Here is a 19,943-nt window from a genome sequence, read left to right as displayed (position 1 = left end):
TGGAGGCGTGAACGGTCTGCCTGCACCAGCGATGACAGCATCATCGGAGATCGGCCATCGTTTGGTGAATGGCTGAAAAGGCGGAGATATGCCGGGATGATCTTGCAAATTTGCAAAGATTGCGAAGGATTGGAACATTGTGCGAAAAGTGGGAGCCGGTTTTCGCAAAAACAATGCGCAAGAGTCAGGTTGCGGCGTAGGGTTCGAACCGGCTGCGCTGCTCGTCTACCAGCAAGGCCCGGCCCAGCGGTGGGAAGGCCCGCTGAGGGCAGGAGGGGCGTTCACACACCTTGCAGCCAGCTCCGATGGGGGTTGCTGCTGTCGGGTCGCCAAGATCAAGGCCGCGGGCGTAGATCAGTCGGGCGGCGTGCCGCAGGTCACAGCCCAGGCCGATGGCAAAGGTTTTTCCCGGTGCATTGTATCCACCATGGTTGTGCGTCACGGTGCGAGCCACCCATAAATAGGTCCGCCCATCCGGCATTTGTGCCATTTGGGTCAGGATGCGGCCGGGGCTGGTAAACGCTTCGTAGACATTCCACAGGGGGCATGTTCCGCCAACGCGCGAAAAATGAAAATCCGTGGCGGATTGTCTCTTTGATATATTGCCGGCCCGGTCAACACGAACGAAGAAGAACGGCACTCCGCGTGTCCCCGAGCGTTGCAGGGTAGACAGGCGGTGGCAAATGGTCTCGAAGCCGACACCGAAGCGGGTTCCGAGCAAATCAATGTCGTAGTGTAGTTCCTCGGCCGCAGCCAGAAAAGCACTATAGGGCAACAGCAGCGCGCCAGCATAGTAGTTGGCGAGGCCGATCCGCCCCAGCGCCTGCGATTGCGGGCTGGTCAGCAAGGGAGACTGTACCAGCCGGTCGAGCATGGGCTGGTGCTCCAGAAAAGCCAGTTGCGTTGCCATCTGAAAGGCACGCTGGCCGGATGTCAGCGAGTGTGACAATCGCAGCACGCGGCTGGCAGCGTCAAAGTGGCGCTGACCGCCAATCCCTGCTTCGTTTTCCAGCCGGATGCGAATGTTGTGGCGATCCTGCAGCAGGCGTTCGAGACCATTTTCCACCGCTCCCGCTTCCAGTCTGGCCTGAAGGAACAGTTGTTCGGCTGCTTCATCCAGCTCGCTGACATGATTGTGGCGGGCGTAAAAGAAATCCCGGACCTCTTCATAAGGCATCAGTGCGGGGGCGGGGGGCAGGCTGGCCAGTGGGGTGCCCAGCGTTGCTGCCAATGCCTCCAGCCGCTCGTCTCCGGCCCGCGCCCGGCGATGGAGTGCAACCAGAGCACGGCCAATCACGGGCATATCGGCTGTCAAGGCCTTGATTTCCGACAGGGAGACGCTGGTCCCGGACTCACTGAATGCGTCCCGCAGGTCGGCGATAAGGCGGGCTTCCTCGTCCTCGGAAAACATTTGGACATCGACGCCAAAGACGGCGTTGATCTTCAGAAGAACCTGCACGGTCAACGGGCGCTGATTGCGTTCGATCTGGTTGAGATAGCTGGGGGAAAGCTCCAGCATCCGGGCCAGGGTTGCCTGGGTCAATCCGCGCTCTTCGCGCAGGCGCAGCAGACGCGCACCCATGAAAGCCTTTCGCATGAAGCCTCCTTCGCAATATTTGCAAAATCCTGACCATTTGCTCGCAAATCGTCGCTTTTTCAGTGATTTCACAAAGAAAAAGCTGGCGTAGATTTGCAAATAATGGTTCGGCATGCAAGCGAAAGGCGGAAAGCCATGTCAGGATTGGTTGAAAGCAGGCTGGTAGAATTGGTGTTTCCCGATCAGGCCAATCATCATGGGACGTTGTTTGCGGGAAATGCTTTGGGGATCATGGGGAAGGTTGCGGTGGTGGCTGCCAGTCGCCGGGCCCGGAATCCGGTGGTGATGGCCGCATCCGAACGGGTGGATTTCCTGGCCCCGGTCAGGGTGGGCGAGATGCTGGATTGTCTGGCAGAGGTCGAAAGCGTTGGACGAAGTTCGGTAACCGTGCGCGTGGAAGCCTTCGCCGAGAGCCTGACCAGTGGTCAACGGCGTCTGGCCATTCGGGGGCGCTTTGTCATGGTGGCGATAGATGATGACGGGCGGCCGGTAGCAATAGCGAGGGCCGGGAACCTTGAGTGTGAAACCTGAGGCAATCCCGCCGGGATATCAGGCTGTCCGGCGGAGGCCGGATCAAGGGAATGGGGTCCGGGGCCTGATGGCCCCGGCGAGGTGTGGAGCAGCGCTCCACATCCTTGTTCCCGTACTGTGGTGTCCTGCAGGTTCCCGTTTTTGCGCTCACGGCTTTAGAGTGCAGCACTCTTTTGTCTGGCAAGGTCGAGGGCGACGTCGATGATCATGTCTTCTTGTCCGCCCACCATCTTGCGCTTGCCGAGTTCCATCAGGATGGCGCGTGCTTCGATGCCATAGGTCCTGGCGGCTGTTTCAGCATGGCGGAGAAAGCTGGAGTAAACACCGGCGTAGCCCAGAGACAGGCTTTCCCGGTCCACCTGAACCGGGCGGTCCTGCAATGGACGAACCAGATCTTCGGCGGCATCCATCAGCTTGAACAGATCACAGCCATGCCGATAACCCAGACGATCCGCCGCAGCAATGAAGACTTCAAGCGGTGCGTTGCCAGCTCCCGCCCCCATTCCCGCCAGCGAGGCATCAATGCGTGTTGCCCCGGCCTCGACAGCAGCACACGAATTGGCAACGCCAAACGACAGGTTATGGTGCGCGTGAATGCCAATGGCCGTTTCGGGCAACAGGACGTCGCGCACAGCCTGGACCCGTGCGGTAATGTCTTTTGGCGTCATGGAACCGGCTGAATCCGTCACATAGACGGTTTGTGCCCCATAGCTTTCCATCAGTTTGGCTTGTTGGGCCAGCAAAGCCGGTTCGGCCATGTGGCTCATCATCAGAAAGCCAACCGTATCCATCCCCAGCTCTCGGGCACAGGCGATATGCTGGCGGGAGATGTCGGCTTCGGTGCAGTGGGTGGCCACGCGGACACTGCTGATGCCCGCTGAATGGGCCGCCTTGAGGTCGTGAAGGGTGCCGATACCGGGAATCAGCAGTGTGGCCAGCCGGGCTTTTCTGGCCGTATCGGCGGCAGCCTCGATCCACTCCAGATCGGTTTCGGCGCCAAAGCCATAGTTGAAGCTTGATCCGGACAAGCCATCCCCATGGGCAATTTCAATGGCATCAACCCCGGCAGAGTCCAGCGCCCCGACAATGGCACGAACAGTGTCCAGACTGTACTGATGGCGGCAGGGGTGCATGCCATCGCGCAAGGTGACGTCCTGGATATAAAGCGTGCTCATGCCATCACCATTCGTTCAGCCATGTGCTCGGCGGTCCGCATGGCCGCCGACGTCATGATGTCAAGATTACCGGCATAGGCCGGCAGATAGTGGGCAGCGCCTTCGACTTCCAGCAAGACCGAGGTCTTCAGGCCGGAGAACGTGCCATATCCGGGGATTTTCAGCGGGCTGTTGCCGCCGATACGCTCGAATTGCACATCCTGTTTCAGGCGATAGCCGGGCACATATCCCTGGACGGTTTCGACCATCTGCTGAATGGATTCTCGGACGGCTGCGGGATCGGCGTCTTCACTGAGGGTAAAGACGGTATCGCGCATGATCAGCGGAGGCTCTGCCGGGTTCAGAATAATGATCGCCTTGCCGCGTCCGGCCTTGCCGACCACTTCGATGGCGCGGGAAGTGGTTTCGGTGAATTCGTCAATGTTGGCGCGGGTGCCCGGACCGGCGGAACGCGACGAAATCGAGGCAATGATTTCCCCGTAATGGACCTTTGCCACCTGCGACACGGCGGCGACAATGGGGACCGTTGCCTGACCACCGCAGGTCACCATGTTGACGTTGGTGGCGTCCAGATGCTGTCCCAGATTCACCGCGGGCACCACATAGGGACCAAGGGCGGCGGGGGTCAGGTCAATGACCCGTTTGCCGTGGGCTTGCAGGACGGCATTATGGTGAGCGTGTGCACCGGCCGATGTGGCATCAAAGACAAAGCGGATGTCCTTGAAATTCGGCAGGGCCACCAGCCCTTCAATGCCGTGATGAGTGGTGGCGACGCCCATGCGGGCCGCACGGGCAAGGCCGTCAGAATTCGGGTCAATCCCAACCATCGCCCCCATTTGGAGGGTTTTGGACAGGCGCATGACCTTGATCATCAGATCGGTGCCGATATTGCCCGATCCGATGATCGCAACCTGGTGTTTTGTCATTTCAGGACTCCTTGGCGAAGGCTGCCCGGACCGAGCCAAGCCCGGTTATGCTGGCTTCGAGAACGTCACCGGGGGTGGCGCTGACCATTGGGCCCAACGCCCCGGACAGGACGGTATCACCGGCTTGCAGTGGACGACCGACGCGCACCATCATTTGTGCCAGCCACCACAGTGCATTGAGGGGATTGCCCAGGCACGCGGCCCCGACACCGGTGGAAACGGGCTGGCCCTGTCTGGTCATCACCATTGCGCAGTCGCGCAGATTCAGGTCGGAGAGACGGCGCGGATGGCCGCCCAGCACATACAAGCCGCTGGAGGCATTGTCGGCAACCGTATCGACGATCGAGATTTTCCAGTTGGCGATGCGGGAATCAACCACCTCGATCGCTGGTAAGGCATACTCGACGGCACCGATGATGTCGGCCAGAGTGATGTGCTCGCTGCCGAGGTCACGACCGAGCACAAAGGCAATTTCAGCCTCGGCTTTCGGCTGCAACAGGCGACCGCTGGCGATTTCCCAGCCATCGGGCACTGCCATGTCATCGAACAGCATCCCGTAATCGGGCTGATCGACGCCAAGCTGGGCCTGAACGGCTTTTGACGTCAGGCCGATTTTGCGTCCAACCAGTGCATGGCCCGCAGTCAGGCGGCGCTGGGTGTTGATATTCTGCACCTGATAGGCAAGATCCACGTCCTGCGCAGGCAAAATGTCACTCAGTGGTGCGCAGGGGGTGCGGCTGCTTTCGGCTGATGACAGCCGGTTGGCGGCGAGTGTCAGGACATCGGTTTGCTGGGAGATCATGCGTCTTGCCCCAGCAAAAAGGCGATGTGCAGGCGGTTGAAGGTGTCGGGGTCTTCGTATTGGGGCCAGTGGCCGCAATTGTCCATCACCACAAACCGGCTTGCGGGGACCAGATCGGCCAGTCTCTGTCCGACTTCGACGCTGGCCGTCGGGTCGTGGGTGGTCCACAGCACCAGGGTTTCGGCCTGAATCCGGCCCAGCTCGTCGGGGGTGAGCATGTTCCGCTGGCGGACATCCATGTCCTGCAGACACATGATGCGTTCCATGGCCGTCACCATACCGGGCTGGCGGAAGCAGGCAAAGCGTGATTCCACCAGGTCTTCGGTGACAATGGACGGGTCAAGCATCAGGAATTCCAGCCGCTTGCGGGTTGCCTCGCGGTCAGGCGAGCGGACGGCATTCAGGCTGAGGGTGCGCAGGCGCTCCATCACCCTGGGGTCGGCGATCATGCCACCAGCGGTGTTCAGGACCAGCCGGTCAATGCGGTCAGGGTACAGGGCGGCAAAGCGGGCCGCCACCCAGCCGCCAAGGGATTCACCGGACAGGTGAATCTTGTCCACCCCCAAGGCGTCGATCACATCACGCAGGTGGTTCACATAGTCGATAATCTCGTAATCCCGATCCGGCTTGTCGGTAAAACCATGTCCGAGCATGTCGATGGCCAGCACGCGAAAATGTTTGGCGTGGGACAGGATGTTGCGGTGGTAGGCCTCCAGATGTCCCGAGATTCCATGCAGAAAAATCAGTGTCGGGCCGCTACCGGCCTCCAGCACACGGGTGCGGACGCCGTTTGCGTCGATGTGTCGCAAGGACACTTCGCCACCGGCAATCGCCGACCACAGCGAGCGGAACTCGGGCTGGGGACTGTGGGGGGGGGCTTGCTCCGGGGTATGGGTCGTCATTGGGGTTATCCTCCCGTTTGCTTTTTCCAGAGAGCAAAAGAATGGAAACCCGCAGACGGGGACGCCAATACATATTCAGATTAACAAAAGTATGTTTTACGTCTTAATCTGTCGCCATCGTCAGCGATTGGCGGACCAGATCCAGAAAGGTCATCAGTTCGGGAGACTGGTCGGTCGTGCGCCAGACCATCGCCAGACCAACCGTCGGGCTCTGCTCCCGCAGGGGGCGGCCAACAACGTTGCGAAACAGCAGGCGGTGGGCATAGTCCGGCAGAAAGGAAAATCCCTCGTTCATGCTGATCAGGGTCAGCAGGGTCAGAACGTTTTCGACCTCTTGTTGGGGACGCAGTGAAATGTTGTGCTCGGCCAGAAAGGACTCGATCACTCCGTGCAGGCTTCCCGCATGCAGGGGGGCAATATGCAGGAATGGCACATCGGTCAGTTGATGAACCGAGATGGTGTCCTGGGCGGCCAACGGGTGCGTTGCAGGCAGGGCGATTTCAATTTTTTCCTGCAGGACGACTTCAAGGGACAGGCGGACATCATCGGCTGGAAGCCGCATGAATGCGACATCAATGGAATGATCCAGCAGTGCGGTCCGTTGTTCTGCGGTGGTCAGGCTGCGCAGGACCAGTTGCAGGTTGGGGAAGCGTGCCCGCATGGCGGTCAGCATGTTCGGAAAGATCTTGACCTCGGCAGCGGGAACAAAGCCGATGGTCAGGGTGCCGCCTTCGGTCTGGGCCGTGCGGCGGGCGAGGCTGATGGCCCGCTGGCTTTGCGCCAGGACCAGCCGGGCCTCGTCCAGAAAGACCGCACCGGCTGCGGTCAGCTCGACCCGCCGCTTGGTGCGTACAAACAAAGGGGTTCCAACCTCGTCTTCCAGATCGCGGATTTGTTGACTGAGGGATGGTTGAGCGGTGCGCAGACGCTCGGCAGCGCGGGTGAAGTTGAGTTCCTCAGCCACCGCCACAAAATAGCGCAAATGTCGGAGTTCCATTTTTTGACTTAGACATAAAAACGATAGTTTCACAAGAAAATAAATATTTCCCCTTCGGTGCGCCCGGCGACAGTCTGGGGCGGCAGTCCTCTATCTGTATCGACGTCACCAGTGATGCCCCGGGCTCATCCCCGCACCGGGGCTGCCACCGGCACAGCTTTGCCGCATCGGTCAGGCTCTGCGGTTCACAGCAAAAAACAATGGTTCTGACGGGGCATACGCTCCGTCGGTGGGAGGAAACCTTTTATCATGAATGATCCTTTAAACATTCGCAGCCTTGTGAATTCCCGGCAAGGCACCGTCAAGCCAGCCATTTACACCGATCAGGCCATCTATGATCTGGAACTGGAGCGCATCTTTGCGCGGAGCTGGCTGTTTCTGACCCATGAAAGCCTGATTCCCAAGGCAGGCGACTTCTTCACCACCTTCATGGGCGAAGACCCGGTGGTGGTGGTGCGTGAAAAAGACGGGTCTATTGCCGCCTTTCTCAATCAGTGCCGCCATCGGGGCATGAAGCTGTGCCATGCCGATAGCGGGAACACCAAAATGTTCACCTGCGCCTATCACGGCTGGGCATTCGGGCTGGATGGTGGCCTGTCTTCGGTCCCGCTTGAAGAACAGGCCTATCGCAACAAGCTCGACAAAAGCAAATGGGGCCTGATCAAGGTGCCGCGCCTCAGCGTTTACAAGGGGCTGGTGTTCGGCAACTGGGATCGCAACGCGCCGTCTCTGGAAGACTATCTGGGGGACATGGCCTGGTATCTCGACGGTTTTCTGGATCGTCGCGAAGGCGGTGTCGAAGTGGTCGGCGGCATCCATAAATGGGTGATCGACTGCAACTGGAAATTTGCCGCCGAGCAGTTCTGCAGCGACCAGTACCATGCGCCCTATACCCACGCTTCGGCGGTGCAGGTGTTGCAGGTGGCGACGGAAAACAAGGCCGATGGTGCGCCGCTGGGGGATGGCCAAACGGCCCGCCCGGTATGGGCCAATGCACAGGGGGGCGTGCAGTTTTCCGGTCAGGGTCACGGCAGCGCCTTTTTCTTCACCGAAAAAGCCGACGCCAATGTGTGGGTGGCCGGGGCGGTATCCAACTATTTCCGCGACACCTATGCCGAAGCCGAGCAGCGTCTTGGCCGTGTCCGTGCTTTGCGTCTGGCCGGTCACAATACCATGTTCCCGTCGCTGTCATGGCTGAACGGGACGCAGACCCTGCGCATTTGGCACCCCAAGGGGCCGAACCAGATCGAGGTGTGGGCCTTCTGCATTGCCGACAAGCAGGCTCCCGACGAGGTGAAAGAGGCGCTGAAGCTCAGTCACGCCCGCGCCTTTGGTCCGGCAGGCTTCCTTGAACAGGACGATTCCGAAAACTGGGTCGAAGTGCAAAAGGTGCTGAAGGGCCGCATTGCCCAGCAGTCCGATTTCTGCATCCAGATGGGCATGGGCTTTGAAGAACGCCGTCAGGACGGCATTCCGGGGGTGACCAACTACACCTTTGCGGAAACGGCGGCGCGCGGGTTTTACCAGCGGTGGGCCGACATGATGACCGCGGAAAGCTGGGATGAAATCGAGGCTCTGTCTGCCTCCTACGAAAAGGAAGTCGTCAATGGCTGAGACAATGACGCTGATCCGTCCGCCGGTCGAGGCCGCAGTATCGGCGGCAGCCGTAACGCCGGAACTGCAATTCCGCATCGAGCAGTTCCTGTATCTCGAAGCAGCCCTGCTGGATGAACGCCAGTTCCGCCAATGGCTCGATCTGGTGGCCGACGACATTTCCTATGTCCTGATGACCAACACGCTGGCGCAAACCCGCGACCGCCGCAAGGGCCAGCAGCCGCCGACCACCTATATCTTCAACGAAAGCAAGTACCAGCTTGAACGGCGCATTGCCCGGCTGGAAACCGGTATGGCCTGGTCCGAAGAACCGGCGTCCCGCACCCGCCATTTCGTCAGCAACGTGCGCGTGCTGGAGCTGGTGGGCGATGAGGTGGTGGTGTCGTGCAACTATCTGGTTCACCGCGCTGCCAAGCATCGTGATCATCACGATTTCATCGGTACCCGCCGTGACCGTCTGCGGCGGGTTGAAACCCCGGCCGGGTGGGAACTGGTCCGCCGGGATCTGGAGCTGGATCAGTTTGTGCTGACCGCGCCGAACATCAGCATCATTTTGTAATCATGGAAAAGATCTTTGTGTGTCTGACCGCAGACCTTCCACCCGGCGAAGCTCGTCGGGTGGATTGTGACCCGGCTGTTGCGGTGTTCAACCTTGATGGCACCATCTACGCGCTGGCCGACCGTTGTACTCATGGTGAAGCCTCGATGTCTGACGGCTATCTGGAAGACGACTGTACGGTCGAATGTCCGGTGCATACGGCGCGTTTCTGCCTGCGCACCGGCCGTGCGCTGACCCAACCGGCAACGGTGGACCTGAAGACCTTCGAGGTGCTCGAAGACGGCGACAGCCTGTATGTTCTGGTCCCGACAGGAGAAAGCCAATGAGCTGGTTGCAGGGACAGACTGCCCTGATCACTGGCGGTGGGTCGGGGTTGGGGCGGGCGCTGGTCGAACGGTTCCTCACCGAAGGAGCCCGGGTGGCGGTGCTGGAGAAAAGCGCGGAAAAAGTGGCGCAACTGGCAACCGACTTTGCCGGAGAGGTGCTGGGCGTTGTTGGGGATGTGCGTTCGCTGGCGGACAATCAGCGGGCGGTTGTCGCAACGGTTGAGCGCTTTGGGGCGCTTGACTGCTTCATTGGCAACGCGGCGGTGTGGGATCACGGGGCAAGCCTGCTGTCGATCCCCGATAGCCGGATCGAGGCTGCCTTTGACGAGCTTTTTGCCATCAACGTGCGCGGCTATCTGCTGGGGGCCAAGGCCGCAGCAGCGGCTTTGCTGGCGTCGCAGGGCAGCATCATCTTTACCCTGTCCAATTCGGCCTTTTATTCCGGTGGTGGCGGGCCGTTGTACACCGCCTCGAAGCATGCCGGAGTTGGACTGGTCCGTCAGCTTGCCTACGAACTGGCCCCGAAAGTGCGCGTGAACGCCGTCGCTCCCAGCGGCATGGCCAGCGACCTGCGCGGGCCTGGCGCTTTGGGGCAGCAGGACATGGCGATCATGGACTCCCGCTCGCCCGAGGCCATTCGCGCCATCCTGCCGTTGCAGGACTTCCCGTCGCCAGCGGATTTTACCGGCTCGTATGTCCTGCTGGCGTCGCGACAGAACAACCGGACGCTGACCGGCGTGATGATCAATGCCGATTGTGGACTGGGCATTCGCGGCATTCGCCATGTTGCTGGCGGGCTTGACCTGTAACACCGCCCCCCACTTTTGCGCACAAGGACTGCTCTGATCTTTTGTATTGCCGCATTGTTTTTGCGAAAGCCGGGCCCCGCTTTTCGCACAATGCTCCAGCGGGAGAAACCAACCCATGCCCGTCAAACTTGTTTGCGCATCCCATACCCCGATGATGGAGTTCATCCATCCACCGGCGGATGTTGAAGCCAAAGCCCGGCAGGCTTTCAAGGATCTTGCTGCCGACGTTGCGGCCTATGATCCCGAAGTCATTGTCCTGTTTGCCCCCGATCACTTCAACGGCTTTTTCTATGACCTGATGCCGCCATTCTGCATCGGGTTGCGGGCGGCCTGTGCCGGAGACTGGGACATTGGGCACGGCCCGCTGAATGTCCCCGAAGCCCTCGCGCTGGATCTGGTTCAAGCCTTGCAGGCCGAAGACCTGGACGTACCCTATTCTTACCGGATGCAGGCGGACCATGGATTTACCCAGCCACTGGAATTGCTGGCGGGGTCGGTCGGGCGTTATCCGGTAATTCCGATCTTTATCAATGGCGCTGCCCGTCCCTTGCCACCCTGCCGGCGGGCGGTGCAGTTGGGGCAGGCGGTCGGACGGTTCCTGAGCCAGCGCCCCGAGCGCGTTCTGGTGATCGGTTCAGGTGGCTTGTCGCATGATCCCCCGACGCCACAATTTGGCTCGGTCCCGCCCGAGATCGAGGAATTCCTCATTGCAGGGCGCAACCCCACCCCCGAAGCGCGCAATACCCGTCAGCAGCGCGTTTTAAACACCGGTCGTTTGCTGGCCGAGGGCAAAGGCGAAAGCCTGCGCCTGAATGCGGAATGGGACATGGGGCTGATTGACAGCTTTTCTCAGGCCGACATGGACCGCTTCATGGCGATGACCAACGAGGAAATTCTGGAGCACGGTGGTCGCGGTGGTCAGGAAATCCGGGCCTGGATCGCCGCCTTTGCCTGTATGCAGGCTGTTGGCGAGTACCGGACCACCACGCACTATTACCACCCGATTGACGAGTGGATTGCCGGTATGGCGATGGTCAGTGCCGACAGTGTCGCTGCCCGCAAGGAGGCACAGGCATGAGAGAGCAGACCTGGGTCATCATTGGCGGCGGGCAAGCCGCAGCAGTGGCGGCAGCATCGTTGCGCAGCGCCGGGTTTCAGGGGCGGCTGGTGCTGATTGGTGACGAACAGCATCTCCCCTATGAACGGCCTCCACTGTCCAAGGAAGTTCTGGTGAAGCCGGAAAAGGCGTCGCTGACCATCCATCCCGAATCCTTTTATGCCGAAAACGCCATTGAATGTCGTCTCGGGGTGGCTGCGGTCGGGCTGGATGCCGAACAGCAGGTGGTCACTCTGGCGGATGGGAGCGTGATCAGCTTTGACCGTCTGCTGCTGGCCACCGGAGCCCGCGCCCGCGCCTATCCGTTGCTGGATCATCTGGGCAGCGGTGTCCATACGGTGCGGTCGCTCGACGATGCCGAGCAGTTGCGCGGTCACATCTGGCCGGGGCGGCGGGTGCTGGTGGTTGGCGGCGGGGTGATCGGGCTGGAAATCGCCGCCAGCGCCATCACCATGGGGGCCGAGGTGACGGTGATCGAACGCAACAGCCGCCTGATGGCGCGCGGTGCTCCGCAGGCCTTGGCGGATATCCTGTTGCAGCTTCACCGGGACAACGGCGTCCGTTTTGTCTTTGGGGCCGAGATCACCGAAGCCGGCAAGGCCGGAAACGGGGAGATCAACCTGCTCCTTGCGTCAGGGGAAACCCTGAGCGGGGATCTGGTGGTCTACGGGATTGGTGTCGAACTGAATGTCGAACTGGCTGTCTCGGCTGGCCTGCACGTCGAAGACGGGATCATCACCAATATCCACGGGCAAACCAGCCATCCGCATATCTACGCTGCCGGTGATGTGGCGCGGCAGTGGAACCCTGACCTGCAAGCCTGCGTCCGCCATGAAACATGGGGGAATGCCCAGGCGCAAGGGGCCGCGGTGGCGCGGGCGATGGTCACCGGCGAGCCGTGCCCGCAGGAGGTGCCATGGTACTGGACAGACCAGTACGGGCAGAACTTCCAGATCGCTGGCCGACACACCGCTGATGAATGGCTGGTCCGGGGTGATCGGGCAACAGGCAAGTACACCCTGCTTGGCCTGACAGATGGCATCGTCACCGGAGCGATGACGGTCAACAATGGCCGCGAGATGCGTCCGGCCAAAGCTTTGATTGCGGCCAGGGGTCGCATTCCCCACGGGGTGGAGATCTGCAATCCCGGACAGGATCTGCGCAAGCTGGTCGCCCTGTGCGCCTAGACCAGTGTGCGTTGCAGGCACGCTGGTCTAGCCTTTTGATCTGTCGCAGTGATTTTGCGCAAAACCGGAACCACTTTTGCGCTCACTGCTCTGGATGGTGTGGGCGAAACAGCATGAGCCGCGCTGTCTGATCCAGCCCGGTACAAAAATCACAACAAAAACAATCTTTATGGGAGAACTGTCACAAATGGACAGGACGTTGAGACGAAAAATACAACAGAGCGGGAAGTTCAAACAGCTGACTTCGGAACGGAGCCGTTTTGGACGAGGGCTGTCGCTGGTGATGGTGGCAGTCTATTACAGCTTCATCTTTGCCGTTGCCCTGTTTCCGCAGGTGGTTGGCGCGCCGCTATGGGATGGTGCAGCCGTCACGGTCGGGTTTCCGTTGGGCGTGGGGGTGATCCTGATCGCCTTTGCGCTGACCGGCATTTATGTCCAGCGTGCCAATGGTCATTACGACCGCCTGACGCGCGACATCATCGAGGAAGCAAAGCCATGAAGATGATGCGGTATCTCTCGTTTGTCATGCCGTTGCTGGGAACAGTGGTGGCATCAGTTCCCGCCGGTGCTGCTGGCAGTCTGGAAGGGGCTGTGTCCAGACAGCAAACCAACACCACCGCCATCATGATGTTCTTTGTGTTTGTGGCCGCCACTTTGGGATTGACCTGGTGGGCCGCCCGACGCACACGCTCGGCACAGGATTTTTATACCGCAGGCGGCGGGATCACCGGCTTTCAGAACGGTCTGGCCATTGCCGGGGATTACATGTCGGCGGCGTCGTTTCTGGGGATTGTGGCCCTGGTTTACAGCAGTGGCTTTGATGGCCTGATCTATTCCGTTGGCGTGCTGGTGGGCTGGCCGATCATCCTGTTCCTGATCGCCGAGCCGTTGCGCAATCTGGGGAAATATTCCTTTGTGGATGTTCTGTCCTGCCGTCTGCGCGAAGGCCCCATTCGTACCTTTGCCGCCTGCAGCTCGCTGACGGTGGTTGCCTTTTACCTGATCGCCCAGATGGTTGGCGCCGGGCAATTGATCCAGTTGCTGTTCGGGCTGGATTATATCGTTGCCGTGCTGCTGGTTGGCGTCCTGATGATCCTGTACGTGACCTTTGGCGGGATGCTGGCCACCACCTGGGTTCAGATCATCAAGGCGATTTTGTTGTTGCTGGGGGCGAGCTTCATGGCCTTTAGCGTGTTGGCGCAATTCGGATTCAACTTCAACCAGTTGTTTGCAAAAGCGATCGAAATCAAGGGCAGCGCCAGAATCATGATGCCGGGCAATCTGGTGAAAGACCCTGTGCAAACGGTGTCGCTGGGGGTGGCCCTGATGTTTGGCACGGCTGGCCTGCCGCACATCCTGATGCGCTTTTTCACCGTTGCCGATCAAAAGGAAGCCCGCAAGTCGGTCTTTATTGCCACTGGCTTCATTGGCTACTTCTACATCCTGACGTTTGTGATCGGCTTTGGCGCCATCATCCTGATTACCGGCAATGACCTGTACATCGTACGCGATGCGGCGGGACAAATTACCGGCCTGCGCGGGGGCGGAAACATGGCTGCACTGCATCTGGCCCATGCCGTTGGCGGTGACCTGTTCCTTGGTTTTATCTCGGCGGTTGCCTTTGCCACCATTCTGGCGGTTGTGTCGGGGTTGACCCTGTCCGGGGCAACCACCGTGTCCCATGACATTTACGCCCGCCTGATCCGCAAGGGAGCCACTGATGATGTGCGCGAAATGCGCGTTTCCAGAATGGCGACCATTGGTCTTGGCGTGGTGGCGGTGATTCTTGGGATCGCCTTTGAAACGCAGAACATCGCCTTCATGGTTGGTCTGGCCTTTGCCATTGCCGCATCGGCAAATTTCCCGGTTCTGATCCTGTCGATGTTCTGGCGGGGATTGACCACCCGGGGGGCGGTGATCGGTGGGGCCATCGGTCTGGCAACGGCGGTGATCCTGACCATCATCGGTCCGGGTATCTGGGTGAAGGTGTTCGGTTTTCCCCAGCCGTTGTTCAAGTGGGATGCCCCGGCACTGTTTTCGATGCCGGTTGCCTTTGTCGCCATCTGGCTGGTGTCAAAGCTTGATGCAAAGTCCAGCGAAGGCGAAGCGGCAGAAGTCTTTGAAGACCAGTTCGTTCGGGCTCAGGTTGGCATCGGAGCATCGGATGCAGTGTCGCATTAGACCAGCGTGCGTTAAGTCTGACACCACAGTACACGACAGTTAGGGAACAAGGACGTGGAGCACTGCTCCACACCTCGCTGGGGCCCGGGGGCATCGCCCCCAAGTGAACGGTCGGGGCCTCAGGCCTCGGATGGGTTTGGGCGATAGCCCATTCTTTTCCACCAATTGTCGTGTACTGTGACCTGACACGGACACGCTGGTCTAACCTTTTGTTTTGTCGCATTTTTTTTGCGAGAACCGGTTCCCACTTTTCGCACAATACTCTAAACGGTAAAGAGGGAAGCCCGCGCGGGATGGATTGAGCGTCCCGCGCAGGTCTGGTCAGGAAACGGTGGCGCGCAGGCTCTGCGCGGCGCGGACCATGTTGGTCAGGGCCGGGATGACCTCGCTCCACTGCCGGGTCTTGAGGCCGCAATCCGGGTTGACCCACAGACGGTCGGCAGGAATGCGTTCAGCCGCCTTCTGCATCAGCGCGACAATCTGGGCTTCGGTCGGGATGTTGGGCGAATGGATGTCGTAAACGCCGGGGCCGATCTGGTTCGGGTATTTGAAATCATCGAAGGCATCCAGCAACTCCATGTCCGACCGGGAAGTCTCGATGGTGATGACGTCGGCGTCCATGTCGGCAATCGAGGCGATAATATCGTTGAACTCCGAATAGCACATATGAGTGTGGATCTGCGTCTCGTCCTTCACCCCATTGGCGGTGATGCGGAACGATTCCACTGCCCAGTCCAGATACTCCTGCCACTGGGACTTGCGCAGCGGCAGACCTTCACGAAGGGCAGCCTCGTCAATCTGGATCACCTGCACGCCAGCCCGTTCCAGATCCAGCACCTCGTCACGGATGGCCAGCGCCAATTGGCGGCACGACACGGCGCGCGGCTGGTCGTCGCGCACGAAAGACCAGTTGAGGATGGTCACCGGTCCGGTGAGCATACCCTTCATCGGCTTGGCCGTCAGCGTGGCGGCATAGGTGATCCAGTCCACGGTCATCGCCTTGGGACGGCTGATGTCGCCGAACAGGATCGGCGGCTTCACGCAGCGCGAGCCATAGGACTGCACCCAGCCGGACTGGCTGAAGGCATAGCCATCGAGTTGTTCACCGAAATACTCGACCATATCGTTGCGTTCGGCCTCGCCATGCACCAGCACATCGAGCCCCAGCCCTTCCTGTTCGACGACACTGCGGGCGATCTCGCGCCGCATCGCCTCGGTATAGGCCGCGGCGTCGATCGTACCGGCCTTGAACTGGCTGCGCACCTGACGGATTTCGCTCGTCTGCGGAAAAGACCCGATGGTGGTGGTCGGGAACCGGGGCAGGTTCAGCAGCGCCGCCTGTTTGACCGCACGCTGGGCAAACGGGCTCTGACGGCAGCCCAGTTCAGGCACTATGGCCGCAACGGCGGCTTTGACCGCCGGGTTATTGACCCGCTGAGACGTCCGGCGGGAGGCAATGGCGGCACGATTGGCGGCGAGTTCAGCCTCCACCGCGCCGCGACCTTGCGCCAGCGCGGTTGCCAGCACCCTGACTTCCTCCAGCTTCTGCACCGCAAAGGCCAGCCATGAGAGGATTTCCCCGTCCAGCTTGCGCTCGTTGGCGAGATCGACAGGGACGTGCAGCAGCGAGCAGGAGGGCGCAACCCACAACCGCTCGCCCAACACCTTGCCCACCGGCTCCAGCCAGTCCAGCACGGCACCGAGGTCCGTCTTCCAGATGTTGCGGCCATTGACCACGCCCAGCGACACCACGCGATCGGGCGGCAGAATGCTGATCAGCTGATCCACCTCATTGCGGGCGTTGATGGCGTCGAGGTGAATACCCTGCACCGGCAGTGCACAGGCCAGCGACAGATTTTCCTGCAACGGCCCGAAATAGGTGGTCAGCAACAGCTTGACCGCACCGCTATCGAGGGCCCGGTAAGCCACGGAAAATGCGTCCTGCCATTCCGGCTCCAGTTCGGTGACCAGGATCGGCTCGTCGATCTGCACCCACTCGGTGCCCTGCCCGGCCAACACCGCCAGCAGCTCGACATAGACCGGCAGCAGTCGGGGCAACAGCGCCAACCTGTCCGAGCCGTCCTTGGCCTTCCCCGACGCGAGGTACGTCAGCGGGCCGATGATCACCGGCTTGGCCTTGACGCCCTGGGCCCTGGCCTCGGCGAGTTGCCCCAGCAAACGGGACGCGTCGAGTTTGAACTGCGTGGCGGCATCGAATTCAGGGACGATGTAGTGGTAATTGGTATCGAACCACTTGGTCATCTCGCCAGCGGCGACACCGTCACAGCCTCCGGCGTCCGCGCTCTGCGCCGAACGGCCGCGCGCCACGCGGAAGTAATTATCCAGCGGGTCGCCATGGAAGCCGCGCACACGCTCCGGCAGGTTGCCGAGCGTAAAGCTCATGTCGAGCACCTGATCATAGAACGAGAAATCGCCGACGGGAACAAGGTCGAGCGCCGCCTGATCGCGCCAATGGCGCTGGCGCAGCTCTGCACCGGCGCGGACCAGATCCTCGCGGGAGGATTGCCCTTTCCAATAGGACTCCTGTGCGAATTTCAGCTCTCTCCTGGCTCCGATGCGAGGGTAACCGAGGGTGTGGGTCATAACCATGGGACTTGCCTTGAACAGTGAAGATGGTCAAAACATAGAGGGTGTGACACATGAAAAAAAATGATATTAATTCATTATTCGATAAAAATTCTGCATGCACTGGCTGACATGGCGATTCTGGAACGCATCCACCTGACGATCATCCGCGCAGTCGACCAGCACGGTTCCCTGACGGCAGCGGCGGATCATCTCAACTTGACCCAACCGGCGCTGAGCCACTGCATCCGCAAGCTGGAGGATCAGTTGGGCGTTTCGGTCTGGCATCGCGAAGGCCGCAACCTGCGGCTGACCCAGGCCGGGGAATGGCTTCTGGCGGTTGCCAATCGCCTGCTGCCGCAATTCACCCATGCCGAAGAACGCCTTCAGCAATTCGCCCAAGGCGAACGGGGACACTTGCGTATCGGCATGGAATGCCATCCCTGCTACCAGTGGCTGCTGAAAATCGTCGCACCCTATTTCGACGCCTGGCCGAAGGTAGACGTGGATGTGCGGCAGAAATTTCAGTTCGGTGGCATCGGTGCCCTGTTCGGTCACGAGATCGACATGCTGGTGACGCCAGACCCGCTGTTCAAGACCGGGCTGTGCTTTGAACCGGTCTTCGATTACGAGCAGGTGCTGGTGGTCGGTCCGCAGCATCGGCTGCGCTGCGCCGAATTTGTCGAACCACAGCAGATCGCCGATGAAACCCTGATCACCTATCCCGTACCGACGGACCGGCTCGACATCTATTCCCAATTTCTCATACCGGCGGGGATCAGCCCCAGACACCACAAACCCATCGAGACGACCGACATCATGTTGCAGATGGTCGCCCATGGCAGAGGTGTTGCAGCCCTGCCGCGCTGGATGGTCGAGGAATATGGCGCCAAATTCGGGGTGAGTCCGGTGCGGCTGGGCCGCGACGGGATTGCGAAACAGATTTTCCTCGGATACCGCGAAGCGGATGCCGACATCGATTACCTGCGGGCCTTCGTCGATCTGGCACGGGCATACCGGGTCAGCGAGGGGCAGGCTCGCTGATCGGAAAGCCCCGCCCCCCATCAAGGACGACAGGGAAAAGACACCAGTCCTCAGCGCGATGGCCAGGCAGAACGGCAAGGATGAGGCGGAAAAATGGGGGATGGACACGGCGCCCTTGACGTGATTGTTATGTTATAACATAACGCATACAGGTCCCGTGCAACTCCTCGCGACAGGTTCCCATGACCATCGACGTTTCCACCGTTTCGCCCAATCTCGCCAATCAGGCATGGGCAGACAGCCTCAATGGGCTGACCATCATCCGTGACTGTGGCACCACCATGGCCATCCACCCCCGTGTGCCGGATACAGCCATTACCACTTTTCTGAACCATAAGGCGGTGGCCGATTTCTGCTGCCTGCGTTGCGAGGTGGGCAATATCGGGGCCGAGGCCCAGATCGAAAAGGCATTGGACACGGCGGGTCTGCCCGCCAGCTTCGGCCGCCGGGCACTTGGTGCCGACATCGCCCGTTTGGTCGCCATCGTCGCGCGGCTGTCCGGGGCCAATGCTGTCAAAGTGCGGTTGGATCGGATCACCAACAATGCCTGCCGATTGTTCCATCCCGACAATGTGTCGCTACGGCTGGTCTGCACCTATCGCGGCCCTGCCACCCAATGGCTGCCCGAGGAGGCCTGCGACCGCAGTGGCATCGGGTCGGGCAACAACGATGCCATCGTGCGCGACTGGTCGCGGGTGCAGTCGCTGCGGCCATTCTGGGTAGGTGTGATGAAAGGCGAACGCTGGCCCGGCCATCAAGGCGGCGGCCTGTTGCACCGCTCGCCACCGCTGGAGACCGGTGATTGGCGCATGTTCCTGGCATTGGACCCGGTGGAGTAACGACGATGAATGCAGAAGATTCGATGAGTATCCGTTCCCGAGCCATGGCCGCCCTGATCCGTGCTACCGGCGACGACCCTGCCCGCCTCGGGCTGACCGGAACACCAGAGCGGGCCGCTCGGGCTCATGCCGAGCTGTTCGACGGCTATGACATCAATCCACAAGCCCTGTTGGCCAAGGCCATGGAACCGGCGGACGGCTATGCCGGTCTGGTGCTGGTGCGCGGCATCCGGCTCTATTCCCACTGCGAGCACCACATGCTCCCCATGGAAGGCCTGGTGCACGTTGGCTACCTGCCCGACAGCCACCTGCTGGGGCTGTCCAAGGTCGCCCGTGCGATTGAGGTGCTGACCCGGCAATTGCAGGGCCAGGAACGCCTGACCAGAGAAATCGCCGACATCATCGAAAAGGTTGCCCACCCTAAAGGTGTGGCTGTGGCGGTGGTCGCCCGCCACCATTGCATCACCGAACGCGGTGTGCGTCAGACCGACAGCGACACCGTGACCGTGGTCACCCGCGGCACGCTCGACAGTAATCCGGGGCTGCGCCGGGATTTTCTGGGATTATGCGGGCTGGCCGGATGATGAGCGGGCTCTGCCCGCGCCCGCAAAGGGCCGGAGGGCCCTTTGATCCCGGGAGTTGGGTGTGGGAATGCGAAAAGCCCCCTGGCGTGAGCCGGGGGGCTTTTTGGTATTTTGGTTGCGGGGGCCAGATGTTGCTTCGCTTACGCTTCGCTGCCCTTGGCGTCCGG

At 60.5% G+C, this 19,943-nt stretch carries 19 protein-coding genes; 12 read left to right on the top strand and 7 right to left on the bottom strand.

Going from position 1 to position 19,943, the window contains the following annotated elements:
* Positions 1–184 precede the first annotated feature (184 nt).
* Positions 185–1,597 (bottom strand): short-chain fatty acyl-CoA regulator family protein, encoded by a 1,413-nt coding sequence (locus BW995_RS13570; RefSeq protein WP_076400969.1) that lies wholly within the window; start codon positions 1,595–1,597, stop codon positions 185–187.
* A gap of 135 nt (positions 1,598–1,732) precedes the next feature.
* Here BW995_RS13570 and BW995_RS13565 point away from each other — a divergent pair, with 135 nt between their 5' ends.
* Positions 1,733–2,128 carry an acyl-CoA thioesterase gene (locus BW995_RS13565; RefSeq protein WP_076400968.1) on the top strand — a complete coding sequence of 132 codons (396 nt, stop codon included), beginning with the start codon at positions 1,733–1,735 and terminating at the stop codon, positions 2,126–2,128.
* 155 nt (positions 2,129–2,283) lie between these two features.
* Here the strand turns inward: BW995_RS13565 and dmpG are convergent, their stop codons facing one another.
* The 5 genes from dmpG to BW995_RS13540 form a co-directional block, all read right to left on the bottom strand.
* Complete coding sequence (gene dmpG / locus BW995_RS13560; protein ID WP_076400967.1) at positions 2,284–3,303, bottom strand: 4-hydroxy-2-oxovalerate aldolase; 1,020 nt, start codon at positions 3,301–3,303, stop codon at positions 2,284–2,286.
* Positions 3,300–4,229, bottom strand: coding sequence for an acetaldehyde dehydrogenase (acetylating) (locus BW995_RS13555; RefSeq protein WP_076400966.1), 930 nt, complete (start codon positions 4,227–4,229; stop codon positions 3,300–3,302). Before BW995_RS13555 ends, dmpG begins: the two co-directional genes overlap by 4 nt.
* A gap of 1 nt (position 4,230) precedes the next feature.
* Entirely contained in the window at positions 4,231–5,031 is an 801-nt protein-coding gene (locus tag BW995_RS13550; protein WP_175617078.1) for a 2-keto-4-pentenoate hydratase, read from the bottom strand.
* A complete protein-coding gene (locus tag BW995_RS13545) occupies positions 5,028–5,933 on the bottom strand; it encodes an alpha/beta fold hydrolase (protein WP_076400965.1) in 906 nt (301 codons plus the stop codon). Before BW995_RS13545 ends, BW995_RS13550 begins: the two co-directional genes overlap by 4 nt.
* Before the next feature lie 103 nt (positions 5,934–6,036).
* A complete protein-coding gene (locus BW995_RS13540; RefSeq protein ID WP_076400964.1) occupies positions 6,037–6,930 on the bottom strand; it encodes a LysR substrate-binding domain-containing protein in 894 nt (297 codons plus the stop codon).
* A gap of 249 nt (positions 6,931–7,179) precedes the next feature.
* On the opposite strand from BW995_RS13540, the gene hcaE reads away from it, so the two are divergent.
* The 8 genes from hcaE (at position 7,180) to BW995_RS13500 (ending at position 14,723) form a co-directional block, all read left to right on the top strand.
* Complete coding sequence (gene hcaE, locus BW995_RS13535) at positions 7,180–8,544, top strand: 3-phenylpropionate/cinnamic acid dioxygenase subunit alpha (RefSeq protein ID WP_076400963.1); 1,365 nt, start codon at positions 7,180–7,182, stop codon at positions 8,542–8,544.
* Positions 8,537–9,103 (top strand): 3-phenylpropionate/cinnamic acid dioxygenase subunit beta, encoded by a 567-nt coding sequence (hcaF, locus tag BW995_RS13530; protein WP_217696093.1) that lies wholly within the window; start codon positions 8,537–8,539, stop codon positions 9,101–9,103. The genes hcaE and hcaF overlap by 8 nt, the downstream gene beginning before the upstream one ends.
* Positions 9,104–9,105: 2 nt before the next feature.
* Positions 9,106–9,429, top strand: coding sequence for a 3-phenylpropionate/cinnamic acid dioxygenase ferredoxin subunit (gene hcaC, locus BW995_RS13525; protein WP_076400962.1), 324 nt, complete (start codon positions 9,106–9,108; stop codon positions 9,427–9,429).
* Positions 9,426–10,238: a 3-phenylpropionate-dihydrodiol/cinnamic acid-dihydrodiol dehydrogenase gene (hcaB, locus tag BW995_RS13520; protein ID WP_076400961.1), complete on the top strand. Its 813-nt coding sequence runs from the start codon at positions 9,426–9,428 to the stop codon at positions 10,236–10,238. Before hcaC ends, hcaB begins: the two co-directional genes overlap by 4 nt.
* A 115-nt stretch (positions 10,239–10,353) precedes the next feature.
* Positions 10,354–11,316, top strand: a complete 963-nt coding sequence (locus BW995_RS13515; protein WP_076400960.1) for a 3-carboxyethylcatechol 2,3-dioxygenase — start codon at positions 10,354–10,356, stop codon at positions 11,314–11,316.
* Complete coding sequence (hcaD, locus tag BW995_RS13510) at positions 11,313–12,542, top strand: 3-phenylpropionate/cinnamic acid dioxygenase ferredoxin--NAD(+) reductase subunit (protein WP_076400959.1); 1,230 nt, start codon at positions 11,313–11,315, stop codon at positions 12,540–12,542. Before BW995_RS13515 ends, hcaD begins: the two co-directional genes overlap by 4 nt.
* Before the next feature lie 94 nt (positions 12,543–12,636).
* A complete protein-coding gene (locus BW995_RS13505) occupies positions 12,637–13,041 on the top strand; it encodes a DUF485 domain-containing protein (protein WP_322099127.1) in 405 nt (134 codons plus the stop codon).
* A gap of 2 nt (positions 13,042–13,043) precedes the next feature.
* Complete coding sequence (locus BW995_RS13500; protein ID WP_217696106.1) at positions 13,044–14,723, top strand: cation acetate symporter; 1,680 nt, start codon at positions 13,044–13,046, stop codon at positions 14,721–14,723.
* Positions 14,724–15,044: 321 nt separating this feature from the next.
* On the opposite strand, the gene metE is transcribed toward BW995_RS13500, so the two are convergent.
* Positions 15,045–17,333, bottom strand: coding sequence for a 5-methyltetrahydropteroyltriglutamate--homocysteine S-methyltransferase (gene metE / locus BW995_RS13495; protein WP_076400957.1), 2,289 nt, complete (start codon positions 17,331–17,333; stop codon positions 15,045–15,047).
* Between the two features lie 108 nt (positions 17,334–17,441).
* Between metE and BW995_RS13490 the strand changes: the two genes are divergently transcribed.
* From BW995_RS13490 to folE, 3 genes are all read left to right on the top strand, one after another.
* Complete coding sequence (locus tag BW995_RS13490) at positions 17,442–18,353, top strand: LysR family transcriptional regulator (RefSeq protein WP_076401291.1); 912 nt, start codon at positions 17,442–17,444, stop codon at positions 18,351–18,353.
* A 182-nt stretch (positions 18,354–18,535) separates the two neighbouring features.
* Entirely contained in the window at positions 18,536–19,192 is a 657-nt protein-coding gene (locus BW995_RS13485; protein WP_076400956.1) for a DUF1826 domain-containing protein, read from the top strand.
* Positions 19,193–19,215: 23 nt separating this feature from the next.
* Positions 19,216–19,776 (top strand): GTP cyclohydrolase I, encoded by a 561-nt coding sequence (gene folE / locus BW995_RS13480; RefSeq protein WP_175617077.1) that lies wholly within the window; start codon positions 19,216–19,218, stop codon positions 19,774–19,776.
* Positions 19,777–19,943 lie beyond the last annotated feature (167 nt).

Source organism: Insolitispirillum peregrinum, from assembly GCF_900156605.1.
Taxonomy (GTDB): Bacteria; Pseudomonadota; Alphaproteobacteria; order Rhodospirillales; family Rhodospirillaceae; genus Insolitispirillum; species Insolitispirillum peregrinum.
Note: the sequence above shows the minus strand (reverse complement) of the source record. Positions and strands in the feature narration are given on the sequence as shown.

Coding starts and splice junctions, on each gene's coding strand:
- dmpG (WP_076400967.1), bottom strand. CDS start 3,303: ATGAGCACGCTTTATATCCAGGACGTCACCTTGCGCGATGGCATGCAC.
- folE (WP_175617077.1), top strand. CDS start 19,216: ATGAGTATCCGTTCCCGAGCCATGGCCGCCCTGATCCGTGCTACCGGC.
- hcaF (WP_217696093.1), top strand. CDS start 8,537: ATGGCTGAGACAATGACGCTGATCCGTCCGCCGGTCGAGGCCGCAGTA.
- BW995_RS13540 (WP_076400964.1), bottom strand. CDS start 6,930: ATGGAACTCCGACATTTGCGCTATTTTGTGGCGGTGGCTGAGGAACTC.
- BW995_RS13485 (WP_076400956.1), top strand. CDS start 18,536: ATGACCATCGACGTTTCCACCGTTTCGCCCAATCTCGCCAATCAGGCA.
- BW995_RS13545 (WP_076400965.1), bottom strand. CDS start 5,933: ATGACGACCCATACCCCGGAGCAAGCCCCCCCCCACAGTCCCCAGCCC.
- metE (WP_076400957.1), bottom strand. CDS start 17,333: ATGGTTATGACCCACACCCTCGGTTACCCTCGCATCGGAGCCAGGAGA.
- BW995_RS13505 (WP_322099127.1), top strand. CDS start 12,637: ATGGTGTGGGCGAAACAGCATGAGCCGCGCTGTCTGATCCAGCCCGGT.
- BW995_RS13550 (WP_175617078.1), bottom strand. CDS start 5,031: ATGATCTCCCAGCAAACCGATGTCCTGACACTCGCCGCCAACCGGCTG.
- BW995_RS13565 (WP_076400968.1), top strand. CDS start 1,733: ATGTCAGGATTGGTTGAAAGCAGGCTGGTAGAATTGGTGTTTCCCGAT.
- BW995_RS13555 (WP_076400966.1), bottom strand. CDS start 4,229: ATGACAAAACACCAGGTTGCGATCATCGGATCGGGCAATATCGGCACC.
- hcaE (WP_076400963.1), top strand. CDS start 7,180: ATGAATGATCCTTTAAACATTCGCAGCCTTGTGAATTCCCGGCAAGGC.
- hcaB (WP_076400961.1), top strand. CDS start 9,426: ATGAGCTGGTTGCAGGGACAGACTGCCCTGATCACTGGCGGTGGGTCG.
- BW995_RS13515 (WP_076400960.1), top strand. CDS start 10,354: ATGCCCGTCAAACTTGTTTGCGCATCCCATACCCCGATGATGGAGTTC.
- BW995_RS13490 (WP_076401291.1), top strand. CDS start 17,442: ATGGCGATTCTGGAACGCATCCACCTGACGATCATCCGCGCAGTCGAC.
- BW995_RS13500 (WP_217696106.1), top strand. CDS start 13,044: ATGATGCGGTATCTCTCGTTTGTCATGCCGTTGCTGGGAACAGTGGTG.
- hcaC (WP_076400962.1), top strand. CDS start 9,106: ATGGAAAAGATCTTTGTGTGTCTGACCGCAGACCTTCCACCCGGCGAA.
- hcaD (WP_076400959.1), top strand. CDS start 11,313: ATGAGAGAGCAGACCTGGGTCATCATTGGCGGCGGGCAAGCCGCAGCA.
- BW995_RS13570 (WP_076400969.1), bottom strand. CDS start 1,597: ATGCGAAAGGCTTTCATGGGTGCGCGTCTGCTGCGCCTGCGCGAAGAG.